9 protein-coding genes are annotated in these 13,653 nt (G+C 54.7%); 7 read left to right on the top strand and 2 right to left on the bottom strand.

Annotation, left to right across the window (positions count from 1 at the left end):
- The first annotated feature begins 125 nt into the window (after nucleotides 1-125).
- The 7 genes from cmoM (at nucleotide 126) to LDB27_RS13615 (ending at nucleotide 11,070) form a co-directional block, all read left to right on the top strand.
- On the top strand, nucleotides 126-929 hold the full coding sequence (gene cmoM / locus LDB27_RS13645; RefSeq protein ID WP_001154025.1) for a tRNA uridine 5-oxyacetic acid(34) methyltransferase CmoM: 804 nt from the start codon (nucleotides 126-128) through the stop codon (nucleotides 927-929).
- Entirely contained in the window at nucleotides 922-2,244 is a 1,323-nt protein-coding gene (mukF, locus tag LDB27_RS13640) for a chromosome partition protein MukF (RefSeq protein ID WP_001288828.1), read from the top strand. The genes cmoM and mukF overlap by 8 nt, the downstream gene beginning before the upstream one ends.
- Nucleotides 2,225-2,929, top strand: coding sequence for a chromosome partition protein MukE (mukE, locus tag LDB27_RS13635; RefSeq protein WP_000060025.1), 705 nt, complete (start codon nucleotides 2,225-2,227; stop codon nucleotides 2,927-2,929). Before mukF ends, mukE begins: the two co-directional genes overlap by 20 nt.
- On the top strand, nucleotides 2,929-7,395 hold the full coding sequence (gene mukB, locus LDB27_RS13630) for a chromosome partition protein MukB (RefSeq protein ID WP_000572737.1): 4,467 nt from the start codon (nucleotides 2,929-2,931) through the stop codon (nucleotides 7,393-7,395). The genes mukE and mukB overlap by 1 nt, the downstream gene beginning before the upstream one ends.
- 344 nt (nucleotides 7,396-7,739) lie before the next feature.
- On the top strand, nucleotides 7,740-9,587 hold the full coding sequence (ldtD, locus tag LDB27_RS13625; protein ID WP_000925885.1) for a L,D-transpeptidase: 1,848 nt from the start codon (nucleotides 7,740-7,742) through the stop codon (nucleotides 9,585-9,587).
- A 259-nt stretch (nucleotides 9,588-9,846) separates the two neighbouring features.
- Nucleotides 9,847-10,395, top strand: coding sequence for a YcbK family protein (locus LDB27_RS13620; RefSeq protein WP_000357052.1), 549 nt, complete (start codon nucleotides 9,847-9,849; stop codon nucleotides 10,393-10,395).
- 27 nt (nucleotides 10,396-10,422) lie between these two features.
- Entirely contained in the window at nucleotides 10,423-11,070 is a 648-nt protein-coding gene (locus LDB27_RS13615; protein WP_001109471.1) for an MBL fold metallo-hydrolase, read from the top strand.
- Between the two features lie 61 nt (nucleotides 11,071-11,131).
- On the opposite strand, the gene aspC is transcribed toward LDB27_RS13615, so the two are convergent.
- Both aspC and ompF read right to left on the bottom strand, forming a co-directional pair.
- Complete coding sequence (gene aspC / locus LDB27_RS13610) at nucleotides 11,132-12,322, bottom strand: aspartate transaminase (RefSeq protein ID WP_000462656.1); 1,191 nt, start codon at nucleotides 12,320-12,322, stop codon at nucleotides 11,132-11,134.
- Between the two features lie 184 nt (nucleotides 12,323-12,506).
- Nucleotides 12,507-13,598, bottom strand: a complete 1,092-nt coding sequence (gene ompF / locus LDB27_RS13605) for a porin OmpF (RefSeq protein ID WP_000977709.1) — start codon at nucleotides 13,596-13,598, stop codon at nucleotides 12,507-12,509.
- Nucleotides 13,599-13,653 lie beyond the last annotated feature (55 nt).

Here is a 13,653-nt window from a genome sequence, read left to right as displayed (position 1 = left end):
TCCTTTTTTAACCATATAGCGGAGGATTAACGGTGATATTACACCAGACAGGTTCATTCTGGCCGCGGCTGTGACAAAATAGCGGTTTTATCAGATAACGCCTGAGCCAGCCTGTGGAGAGTCCGATGCAGGATCGCAATTTTGATGACATTGCTGAAAAGTTTTCCCGTAACATTTACGGCACGACCAAAGGGCAACTGCGGCAAGCCATTCTGTGGCAAGACCTCGATCGCGTGCTGGAGGAGATTGGCGGGCGGAAACTGCGGGTGCTGGATGCCGGCGGCGGCGAAGGGCAAACGGCGATTAAGATGGCGGAACGCGGCCATCAGGTAACATTATGCGATCTGTCTGGCGAAATGATCGCCCGCGCGCGGCAGGCGGCCGAGGCAAAAGGTGTGAGCAAAGACATGCATTTTATACAATGCCCGGCTCAGGACGTCGCTTCGCATTTGGAAAGCCCGGTTGATCTGATATTGTTTCATGCTGTGCTGGAGTGGGTAGCCGATCCTGTCGGCGTATTAGAAACGCTCTGGTCAGTATTGCGCCCTGGCGGCGCGCTGTCGTTGATGTTCTATAACGCTAACGGTTTGCTGATGCACAATATGGTGGCGGGTAATTTTGACTACGTGCAGGCGGGGATGCCTAAACGCAAGAAGCGCACGCTGTCGCCTGACTACCCGCGCGACCCCGCGCAGGTGTACCAGTGGCTGGAGGCGATTGGCTGGCAGATTACCGGTAAAACCGGCGTGCGTGTGTTTCATGATTATCTGCGTGAAAAACACCAGCAGCGTGACTGTTATGAGACCCTGGTCGAACTGGAAACGCGTTATTGCCGCCAGGAGCCGTATATTAGCCTTGGGCGCTACATTCATGTCACCGCGATTAAAAGCCCGGCGCTAGCCGCAGATGCAAGGATAACCTATGAGTGAATTTTCCCAGACAGTCCCCGAACTGGTTGCCTGGGCCAGAAAAAACGACTTTTCCATCTCGCTGCCGGTAGACAGACTTTCCTTTCTGCTGGCGGTCGCCACGTTGAACGGCGAACGCCTTGACGGCGAGATGAGTGAAGGCGAGCTGGTGGATGCATTCCGCCATGTGAGTGATGCGTTTGAGCAAACCAGCGAAACCATCGGCGTGCGCGCGAACAACGCGATTAACGATATGGTGCGTCAACGTCTGCTGAACCGCTTTACCAGCGAGCAGGCGGAAGGCAATGCGATTTACCGATTAACCCCGCTCGGGATTGGCATCACCGATTACTACATTCGTCAACGCGAATTCTCTACGCTGCGTCTTTCTATGCAGTTGTCGATTGTGGCCGGCGAATTGAAGCGCGCGGCGGATGCGGCAGCGGAGGGTGGCGATGAGTTCCACTGGCATCGCAACGTTTACGCGCCATTGAAATATTCGGTGGCGGAGATTTTCGACAGTATCGATCTCACCCAGCGCATTATGGATGAACAGCAGCAGCAGGTGAAAGACGATATCGCACAACTGCTGAATAAAGACTGGCGGGCGGCGATTTCCAGCTGTGAACTGCTGCTTTCCGAAACGTCCGGTACGCTGCGCGAATTGCAGGATACGCTGGAGGCGGCGGGCGATAAGCTGCAGGCTAACCTGCTGCGCATTCAGGATGCCACGATGACGCACGACGATCTGCATTTTGTCGACAGGCTGGTGTTTGACTTACAAAGTAAACTCGACCGCATTATCAGTTGGGGTCAGCAGTCTATTGATTTATGGATCGGTTACGATCGTCACGTGCATAAATTTATCCGTACCGCGATCGATATGGATAAAAACCGTGTCTTCGCCCAGCGGTTGCGCCAGTCCGTACAGACTTATTTTGACGATCCGTGGGCGCTAACCTACGCGAATGCCGATCGTCTGCTGGATATGCGCGATGAAGAGATGGCGTTGCGTGACGATGAAGTCACCGGGGAGTTGCCGCCGGATCTGGAATATGAAGAGTTTAACGAGATCCGCGAGCAGTTAGCGGCCATCATTGAAGAACAGCTGGCTATCTACAAAACCAGACAAACGCCACTGGATCTTGGGCTGGTGGTGCGCGAGTATCTGGCGCAATACCCGCGCGCGCGTCATTTCGACGTGGCGCGTATTGTTATCGATCAAGCGGTACGTCTTGGCGTAGCGCAAGCAGATTTCACCGGACTGCCAGCCAAATGGCAGCCGATTAATGATTACGGAGCCAAGGTACAGGCGCATGTCATTGACAAATATTGAACAAGTGATGCCGGTTAAGCTGGCGCAGGCGCTGGCGAATCCGTTATTTCCGGCGCTGGATAGCGCATTACGTTCGGGCCGCCACATCGGGCTGGACGAACTGGATAATCATGCCTTTCTGATGGATTTTCAGGAATACCTGGAAGAGTTTTACGCGCGTTATAACGTGGAACTGATTCGCGCGCCGGAGGGGTTCTTCTACCTGCGTCCGCGTTCTACCACGCTTATCCCGCGCTCGGTGTTATCCGAACTGGATATGATGGTCGGTAAAATTCTCTGCTACCTCTATCTTAGCCCGGAGCGTCTGGCCAACGAAGGGATCTTTACTCAGCAAGAGTTGTACGACGAGCTGCTTACCCTTGCGGACGAAGCCAAACTGCTAAAGCTGGTGAATAACCGCTCGACGGGATCTGACGTTGATCGTCAGAAACTGCAGGAAAAGGTGCGTTCTTCTTTAAACCGCCTGCGTCGTTTAGGCATGGTATGGTTTATGGGCCACGACAGCAGCAAATTCCGCATTACCGAATCGGTCTTCCGCTTTGGCGCGGATGTCCGCGCCGGCGACGATCCTCGCGAGGCGCAGCGTCGTCTCATCCGCGACGGGGAAGCGATGCCCATTGAAAACCATCTGCAACTTAATGATGAGACCGAAGAGAGTCAGCCGGACAGTGGAGAGGAAGAATAATGATTGAACGCGGTAAATTTCGCTCGCTAACGCTGATTAACTGGAACGGTTTTTTTGCCCGCACTTTTGACCTGGATGAACTGGTCACGACGTTATCCGGGGGCAACGGCGCCGGGAAATCCACGACGATGGCGGCGTTCGTCACGGCGCTGATCCCGGATCTCACATTACTGCACTTTCGTAACACCACGGAAGCCGGCGCCACCAGCGGTTCGCGCGATAAAGGTCTGCACGGTAAGCTGAAGGCGGGCGTCTGTTACTCCATGCTCGACACCATTAATTCCCGCCATCAGCGGGTGGTGGTCGGCGTGCGTCTGCAGCAGGTCGCTGGGCGCGATCGCAAAGTGGACATCAAACCGTTTGCTATCCAGGGGCTGCCGATGTCGGTACAGCCGACACAACTGGTGACGGAGACATTAAACGAACGTCAGGCGCGCGTACTGTCGCTTGCTGAGCTGAAAGACAAGCTTGACGAGATGGAAGGCGTGCAGTTTAAGCAGTTTAACTCCATCACCGATTATCATTCGCTGATGTTTGACTTAGGGATTATCGCCCGTCGTCTGCGCTCCGCTTCCGATCGTAGTAAATTCTATCGTTTGATAGAGGCCTCGCTGTACGGCGGGATCTCCAGCGCCATTACCCGATCGCTGCGCGATTATTTATTGCCGGAAAACAGCGGTGTGCGCAAGGCATTCCAGGATATGGAAGCGGCGCTGCGCGAGAACCGACTCACGCTGGAAGCGATTCGTGTTACCCAATCCGATCGCGATCTGTTTAAGCATTTGATCAGCGAAGCCACCGATTATGTGGCGGCGGATTATATGCGCCACGCTAATGAGCGTCGGGTTCACCTTGATCAGGCGTTGGCGTTTCGACGCGAACTGTACACATCGCGCAAACAACTGGCGGCGGAGCAGTACAAGCACGTCGATATGGCCCGTGAGTTGGGCGAACATAACGGTGCCGAAGGTTCTCTTGAAGCGGATTACCAGGCGGCGAGCGATCACCTGAATCTGGTGCAAACTGCGCTGCGCCAGCAGGAAAAAATTGAACGCTACGAAGCAGATCTTGAAGAGCTGCAGATTCGACTCGAAGAGCAAAACGAAGTGGTGGCGGAAGCCGCCGAAATGCAGGACGAAAATGAAGCGCGTGCCGAAGCCGCCGAGCTGGAAGTCGATGAACTCAAAAGCCAGCTTGCGGATTACCAGCAGGCGCTGGATGTACAGCAAACGCGCGCGATTCAGTATAACCAGGCGATATCAGCGCTTGCCCGCGCTAAAGAACTTTGCCATCTGCCGGATCTAACGCCGGAAAGCGCCGCCGAATGGCTGGATACTTTCCAGGCAAAAGAGCAGGAAGCTACGGAAAAACTGCTGTCGTTGGAACAAAAAATGAGCGTGGCGCAAACCGCGCACAGCCAGTTTGAGCAGGCTTACCAGCTGGTGGCGGCGATCAACGGCCCGCTGGCACGTAGCGAAGCCTGGGACGTGGCGCGCGAGCTGTTACGGGACGGCGTGAACCAGCGTCATCTGGCGGAACAGGTACAGCCGCTGCGGATGCGCCTGAGCGAACTGGAACAGCGGCTGCGCGAGCAGCAAGAGGCGGAACGTCTGCTGGCTGAGTTCTGTAAGCGACAGGGCAAAAATTTTGATATTGACGAACTGGAAGCGCTGCATCAGGAGTTGGAAGCCCGCATCGCGTCCTTGTCTGATAGCGTATCGTCAGCCAGCGAACAGCGCATGGCCTTGCGTCAGGAGCAGGAGCAGCTGCAATCCCGTATCCAGCATCTGATGCAACGCGCTCCTGTCTGGCTGGCGGCGCAAAACAGTCTGAACCAGCTTAGCGAACAGTGCGGCGAGGAGTTTACGTCCAGCCAGGAAGTGACCGAATACCTGCAACAGCTACTGGAGCGTGAGCGCGAAGCCATTGTCGAACGCGACGAAGTGGGCGCGCGTAAAAATGCGGTTGATGAAGAGATCGAACGTTTAAGCCAGCCGGGCGGCGCGGAAGACCAGCGTTTGAATGCGCTGGCGGAGCGTTTTGGCGGGGTACTGCTGTCGGAAATCTACGATGATGTCAGCCTTGAAGATGCGCCGTACTTTTCCGCACTGTATGGCCCGTCGCGCCATGCGATCGTCGTACCGGATTTATCGCAAATAGCCGAACAGCTTGAAGGTCTGACCGACTGCCCGGAAGATCTGTACCTGATCGAAGGCGATCCGCAGTCTTTTGATGACAGCGTATTCAGCGTTGACGAGCTGGAAAAGGCGGTGGTCGTGAAAATTGCCGACCGTCAGTGGCGTTATTCGCGTTTCCCGTCGCTGCCTATTTTTGGCCGTGCGGCGCGCGAGAACCGTATTGAAAGTCTCCATGCGGAACGGGAAGTGCTTTCCGAGCGCTTTGCCACGCTCTCGTTTGACGTGCAGAAAACCCAGCGTTTGCACCAGGCGTTCAGCCGTTTTATCGGCAGCCACCTTTCCGTCGCCTTTGAGGACGATCCGGAAGCGGAAATTCGCCGACTGAACGGGCGTCGCGTCGAGCTGGAGCGCGCGTTGGCGACGCATGAAAGCGACAACCAGCAGCAGCGCCTTCAGTTTGAGCAGGCGAAAGAGGGCGTTTCCGCGCTTAACCGTTTGCTGCCGCGGCTGAATTTATTGGCTGATGAAACGCTGGCCGATCGGGTCGATGAAATTCAGGAACGGTTGGATGAGGCGCAGGAAGCGGCGCGATTTGTGCAGCAATATGGCAACCAGTTAGCCAAACTGGAGCCGGTGGTTTCCGTTCTGCAAAGCGATCCGGAACAGTTTGAGCAGTTAAAAGAAGACTATGCATGGTCGCAGCAAATGCAGCGCGACGCGCGCCAGCAGGCTTTTGCGCTGGCTGAAGTCGTCGAACGTCGGGCGCATTTCAGCTATTCCGACTCGGCGGAAATGCTGAGCGGCAACAGCGATCTCAACGAAAAGCTGCGCCAGCGGCTGGAGCAGGCGGAAGCCGAGCGTACCCGCGCCCGCGAAGCGCTGCGCAGCCATGCCGCGCAGTTAAGTCAGTACAGCCAGGTTCTGGCCTCGCTAAAAAGCTCTTACGACACGAAAAAAGAGCTGCTTAACGATTTGCAGCGCGAATTACAGGATATTGGCGTTCGCGCCGACAGCGGGGCGGAAGAACGCGCCCGCCAGCGTCGCGATGAACTGCACGCTCAGTTGAGCAATAACCGTTCGCGTCGCAATCAGCTTGAGAAAGCGCTCACCTTCTGCGAAGCGGAGATGGAGAACCTGGCCCGTAAGCTGCGCAAGCTGGAGCGTGATTATCATGAAATGCGCGAGCAGGTCGTGACCGCGAAAGCCGGCTGGTGCGCAGTCATGCGGATGGTGAAAGACAATGGCGTGGAACGCCGTCTGCACCGTCGTGAGCTGGCTTATCTGTCGGCGGATGAACTGCGCTCCATGTCGGATAAGGCGTTGGGCGCGTTGCGCCTGGCCGTCGCGGATAACGAACATCTGCGCGACGTATTGCGTCTGTCGGAAGATCCGAAACGCCCGGAACGTAAAATCCAGTTCTTTGTGGCCGTTTACCAGCATCTGCGCGAGCGTATTCGTCAGGATATTATTCGTACCGACGATCCGGTTGAAGCCATTGAACAAATGGAGATTGAGCTGAGCCGTCTGACGGAAGAGCTAACATCGCGTGAGCAAAAGCTGGCGATCAGTTCCCGCAGCGTGGCAAACATCATCCGCAAGACTATCCAGCGTGAGCAGAACCGTATTCGTATGCTGAACCAGGGTTTGCAAAGCGTCTCGTTTGGCCAGGTGAATAGCGTGCGGTTAAACGTCAACGTGCGTGAAACGCATGCCACCTTGCTGGATGTGCTTTCAGAACAGCAGGAGCAGCACCAGGATCTGTTTAACAGCAATCGTCTGACCTTCTCCGAAGCGTTGGCGAAACTGTACCAGCGCCTGAATCCGCAGATCGATATGGGGCAACGCACGCCGCAGACCATCGGCGAGGAGTTGCTGGACTACCGTAACTATCTGGAAATGGAAGTTGAAGTTAACCGTGGGTCTGACGGCTGGCTGCGTGCGGAATCCGGCGCGCTATCCACGGGTGAAGCTATCGGGACCGGGATGTCAATTCTGGTGATGGTGGTGCAAAGCTGGGAAGACGAAGCGCGCAGACTGCGCGGGAAAGATATTTCGCCATGCCGCCTGCTGTTCCTTGATGAAGCGGCGCGTCTGGATGCGCGCTCTATCGCCACGCTGTTTGAACTATGCGAACGTTTGCAGATGCAGCTCATCATCGCCGCGCCGGAAAACATCAGTCCGGAGAAGGGCACGACGTATAAACTGGTGCGTAAAGTGTTTCAGAATACTGAGCATGTTCATGTTGTCGGGCTGCGTGGCTTTGCGCCGCAGCTTCCGGAAACGCTTCCCGGTACGCAGACGGAAGATACGCCTTCAGAAGCGAGTTAAATACGGCAGAAATAATGAAGTGCCCGATGGCGCTTCGCTTATCAGGCAAGGCCGGATAAGTCGGTTACGCCGCCATCCGGCACAACAAGTTCTGCTTTATCATTACCCTGGGGCGGCGAAAGCCGCCTTTTTCTTTATCTGAAAAATCTCTCCGGGTAGTGCATTTTCTTTAAACTTCTTTACATTAGGTTAGGCAAAAACGTAACGAACTTTATATACTGGAGTTAAGCCTGACGAGTGAGCAGGCTGACTCGTCATACTAAACAAAAGCATTGGTTGCGGTTGACCCGCGCTGCGGGCAGCACAGTCATGCGGAGTATGATAATGAAAACAGGGGGCAAGGGATGTTGCTTAATAAGATGTGTGGTCGTTGTCTGTCGGCAATCAGTTTATGCCTGGCCGTAACATTCGCTCCACTGTTCAATGCGCAGGCCGATGAGCCTGAAATGATACCTGGCGATAGCGCCGTTGCCGCGACGGATCAGGCTGGGCCGCAGAAGCAATCAGCCGCGACGGCGATTATGGCCGGGATTCAGCCGCTGCCGGAGGGCGTTTCAGCCGAGAAAGTCCGGGCTGATTTACAGTCGCAGCTTCCTTCCGGCTATACGCCGGTCTATATGAGCCAGCTGACATTGCTGTATGCCGCGCGCGACATGAAGCCCATGTGGGATAATCGCGATGCGGTGAAAGCCTTCCAGCAACAGTTGGCGGAGGTGGCGATTGCCGGATTCCAGCCGCAGTTTACCGCCTGGGTGGCATTGTTGACCGATCCCGCCGTAAACGGTATGGCGCGTGATGTTGTGTTGTCAGACGCCATGATGGGCTATCTCCATTTCATTGCGAATATCCCCGTCAAAGGCCAGCGCTGGTTATATAGCAACAAACCTTACGCATTGGCGACGCCGCCAGTCTCGGTGATTAACCAGTGGCAAATCGCGCTGGAAGAGGGCCAGTTGCCGATGTTTGTCGCCAGCCTGGCGCCGCAGCATCCACAGTATGCGCCCATGCATGACGCGCTACTGAAGCTGGTGGCGGACTCTCGCCCGTGGCCGCAGTTGGCCAATACCGCGACGCTGCGCCCGGGGCAATGGAGTAACGATGTGCCTGCGCTGCGCGAAATATTACAGCGTACGGGGACGCTGGATGGCGGTCCAAAGATAGCCTTACCCGGCGATAACACTGCTGATAGCGCCGTCGTCAGCCCCTCCGCCGCGGTAGTCGAAACATCGGTGGCGCAGCCGGTCGACGAACAAACGGCCCGCCGTAGTAAGTCGGCTCCGGCGGCACGCGCCTACGATCGTGAACTGGTCGAGGCGGTAAAGCGTTTTCAGGCATGGCAAGGGCTGGGGGCGGATGGCGTTATTGGCCCGGCGACGCGTAACTGGCTTAATATGACCCCCGCGCAACGCGCAGGCGTACTGGCACTGAATATCCAACGTTTACGCCTGCTGCCGGCGGAACTCTCTACCGGTATTATGGTAAACATTCCCGCTTATTCGCTGGTCTACTATCAGAATGGCAACCAGGTGCTGGCTTCGAGGGTGATCGTCGGGCGTCCTGACCGTAAAACGCCGATGATGAGCAGCGCGCTGAATAATGTGGTGGTGAACCCGCCGTGGAACGTTCCGCCCACGCTTGCGCGTAAAGACATTTTACCGAAGGTGTGGAATGACCCAGGCTATCTGGAGCGTCATGGCTACACCGTGATGCGCGGCTGGAACAGCAAAGAAGCGATCGATCCGTGGCAGGTTGACTGGGCCACCATTACGCCATCGAATCTTCCGTTCCGTTTCCAGCAGGCGCCAGGCGCGCACAATTCGCTGGGGCGTTATAAATTTAATATGCCGAGTTCAGATGCTATCTATCTGCACGATACGCCCAACCATAATCTCTTTCAGCGTGACGCCAGGGCGTTAAGTTCCGGCTGCGTGCGGGTCAATAAGGCCTCTGAACTGGCGAATATGCTCTTGCAGGATGCTGGCTGGAACGATGCGCGGATCTCAGGCGCCCTGAAGCAAGGCGACACGCGGTATGTCAATATCCGGCAGAACATTCCAGTAAATCTTTACTATCTGACCGCGTTTGTCGGCGCAGATGGACGTATGCAATATCGTACAGATATTTACAATTACGATCTCACAGCGCGATCCAGCGCACAAATTGTGCCAAAGGTTGAACAATTAATCAGGTAAATGAAGAAGTTCTGGTAAATATGTTGTCCTAATGTTTGGCTTCAACGGGGCGTTTCGCTGTAGACCCCCGTTGTGGCTGGGGGAGGGCCATCTTGACGCGGGCTTTATCGGCAGTTAAGGTGCCTTTCGTGCGCCAGAAGTGCATATACAACAACCTTTAAGTCGACCGGGCCGTTCAGAAGTCTGTGCCAGCCGGTATCATGTCTGCTTAAAGGTAGAAGTGTATTAACGATAACATTGACCTGTAGACCTGATTATCATGGACAAATTTGACGCTAATCGCCGCAAGCTGCTGGCGCTTGGTGGTGTCGCTCTCGGCGCCGCCATCCTGCCCGCGCCAGCGTTTGCCACACTCTCGACCCCACGCCCGCGCATTTTGACGTTAAACAATCTCCATACCGGAGAGTCAATCAAGGCGGAGTTTTTCGATGGAAGAGCCTATATTCAGGATGAATTAGCAAAGTTAAACCATTTTTTCCGTGACTATCGCGCGAATAAAGTCCGATCAATCGATCCCCGCCTGTTTGACCAACTTTACCGACTTCAGGGGTTGTTAGGGACGCGTAAACCTGTGCAGCTCATCTCAGGCTACCGTTCTCTTGATACCAATAATGAATTACGCGCCCGTAGCAGCGGCGTAGCGAAAAAAAGCTACCATACAAAAGGGCAGGCGATGGATTTTCATATTGAAGGCGTGGCGCTGAGCAATATTCGCAAAGCGGCGTTATCTATGCGCGCAGGTGGTGTAGGATATTACCCACGTAGTAACTTTGTGCATATTGATACCGGGCCGGCGCGGCACTGGTAATCAGCGAGGCTTAATCAAAGGAGCAGTATGAACTATCGTATTATTCCGGTCACCGCGTTCTCCCAGAACTGTTCATTAATCTGGTGCGAACAAACCCGGCTGGCGGCGCTGGTCGATCCGGGCGGCGACGCGGAAAAAATTAAACAGGAAGTGGACGCCAGCGGCGTGACGTTGATGCAAATTTTACTCACGCATGGGCATCTCGATCATGTCGGCGCGGCGAGTGAACTGGCGCAGCATTACGGCGTTCCTGTTATCGGTCCGGAAAAAGAAGATGAGTTCTGGCTGCAAGGACTGCCGGCGCAAAGCCGCATGTTTGGTCTGGATGAGTGTCAGCCGCTGACGCCTGATCGCTGGTTGAACGACGGCGATCGCGTCAGCGTGGGGAATGTGACGTTACAGGTGTTACATTGTCCGGGACACACGCCGGGACACGTGGTTTTCTTTGATGAACAGTCGCAACTGCTGATCTCCGGCGATGTGATTTTCAAAGGTGGCGTCGGGCGCAGCGATTTTCCTCGCGGCGATCACACCCAGTTGATTGACGCTATTAAGCGTAAATTATTGCCGCTTGGCGATGATGTGACCTTTATTCCTGGCCACGGCCCGCTCTCTACGCTCGGGTACGAGCGTCTGCATAATCCCTTCCTGCAAGATGAGATGCCGGTCTGGTAAGCAGAATGAAAAAGCCTGCAATGTGCAGGCTTTTTTATCGGTCACGCCAGTCGGCAGCTTTTTACAGTACCGCGACAATGGCTTCGCACAGCGGCGCCATATTATCCGGGGTCATGCCCGCCACGTTCACGCGACCAGAAGCCACGGCATAAACGCCGAACTCTTCACGCAGACGCAGCACCTGCTCTTTGGTCAGTCCGCTGAATGAGAACATCCCGTTCTGCTTGATAATAAAGCTGAAGTCACGGTTCGCGCCTTTTTCCTGCAAGGTATTCACGAACAGTTGACGCATACGCTGAATACGCTGGCGCATGTCCGTCAGTTCCTGTTCCCAGATCGCGCGCAGGGCGTCATTACTCAGGATAGTCGCGACGATGGACGCGCCGTGCGCTGGCGGGTTGGAGTAGTTAGCGCGAATGGCGGATTTCATCTGGCTAAAAGCGCGATCCACGGTTTCCACATCGGCAGCCACGAGGGTGCAGGCGCCGACGCGTTCATTATATAAGCCGAAGTTTTTGGAGTAGGAGCTGGCGACAATAAGCTCTTTATGCAGCGCGGCAAAGGCGCGCAGACCTTCCGCATCTTCTTCCAGGCCGCGGGCAAAGCCCTGGTAAGCGAAATCGAATAGCGGCAGCCACCCTTTTTCAACGGAAAGCTCAGCCAGAACCTGCCACTGTTCCAGAGTAGGGTCAATGCCGGTTGGGTTATGACAGCAACCGTGGAACAGAACCACATCGCCGGCCTGTGCTTCGCTCAGGCTGGCTTGTAGCGCTTCAAAATCCAGCGTGTGATTTTCCGCATCGTAGTAAGCGTACTCCCGAACTTCCAGGCCGGCAGCGTTAAACACGCTTTTGTGGTTCGGCCAGCTGGGGTTGCTCACCCACACCCGTTTTACCGGAGTATTTTTTGCCAAAAAGTCGGCGGCAATGCGTAACGCGCCGGTACCGCCCGGCGTTTGCGCCGTGCGTGCGCGCTTATCGTTAATCAGCGCGCTGCCTTTGCCGAACAGCAGTTCCTGAGTACAGCGAGCAAATTCCGGAATCCCGTCAATGCCGAGATAGTTTTTCGTCGTTTCATTTTCCAGTAAATACTGCTCGGCTTTTTTAACGCTGGTGAGCACCGGTGTTTTGCCGGTTTCATCTTTATATACGCCAATGCCAAGGTTAATTTTCCCTGGACGGTCATCGGCGCGAAACAGATCGGCCAGGCCCAAAATTGGGTCGGCAGGAGCGGCGGTTATGTTCTCAAACATGACGAGGTTCCATTATAGTTACAGAAGGGAAATCCGCTATCAGGTTAACGGCAGATTTACAAAATGCCAACCGTTAGCGCTAAAAAGCCCGCCTGTTTTTGAAAGACGCACATTTTCTCTAAGAGAGATAAAAAAACAGGACCGAAGTCCTGTTTTTGAGGCATAAAACAAAGGGGTCTGCTGATCAGAACTGGTAAGTAATACCGACAGCCGCCTGATCGTCGGTGCCAACGTAGCTGGAGCTATAGTCGTTTTCGTCCAGCAGGTTGAAACGGTAGTCAACCCATACGTTCATGTTTTTGTTGAAGTAGTAAGTCGCGCCCGCCTGAATATATTTCGCCAGATCGGCCGAGCCGTCGGCGCCGTTCAACTGCTTACCTTTACTCTGCACATACGAGATTGCCGGACGCAGGCCGAAGTCAAACTGGTACTGAGCGACCACTTCCAGGTTCTGCGTTTTGTTTGCCATTTCCACGGTATCGGTAACCGTATTTTCAACAATGCTCATATTGCGGGTTTCAGCATATACGGCAGCCAGGTAGACGTTGTTTGCATCATATTTCGCGCCAACGGCCCATGACTCTGCGCGATCGCCATTACCATCGCGATCCTGCTGATCGTTAGTACGCTTGCTGTTGCTGTACGCTGCGGTGACGCCAAAGCCGTCGAACTCATATGCCATGGTGTAACCTACGCCATCGCCATTCTGAGAGTTAATGCTGTGGTTGTCCTGATTTTTACCCTGATACTGGATACCGAAAGAGAGACCGTCCACCAGACCAAAGAAGTCAGAGTTACGATAGGTCAACAAACCGCCAGCACGGCTGGTCATGTAGTTATCGGTATAGGCGCCGCCCCAGGTTTCGCCGGAGAAGTAGGGGGCCATATCGGTATAGGATTCAACATCGTAAACGATACCGTAGTTACGACCATAATCGATTGAACCCACTTCCGCGTATTTCAAACCCGCGAAAGCCAGACGGACCAGATTCGAGTTCTGCTGTTCGCCTTCAGCGCGGTCTGCTTTAGTACGGTATTCCCACTGACCGAAACCGGTCAGATCGGTGTTAATCTGCGTTTCCCCTTTAAAACCAATCTGGGCATAAGTCTGGTCGGCATTTTTGCTATCGCCGGTCGTTGTCCATACGTGACGACCCACGGCTTTACCGTACAGATCCAGCTTATTACCATCTTTATTATAAATTTCTGCTGCGTTTGCGGTTGCAGCAGCCAGCAGGGCAGGGATCACCGCTGCCAGGATTTTGCGCTTCATCATTATTTATTACCCTCATTGGTTTTTTTATATGACACCTGCCACTGCCGTCAATAAA

Source organism: Salmonella sp. JXY0409-18 (genome assembly GCF_020268625.1).
In the GTDB taxonomy this organism is placed as follows: Bacteria; Pseudomonadota; Gammaproteobacteria; order Enterobacterales; family Enterobacteriaceae; genus Salmonella; species Salmonella enterica.
This window is presented reverse-complemented; position numbering and strand designations above follow the sequence as displayed.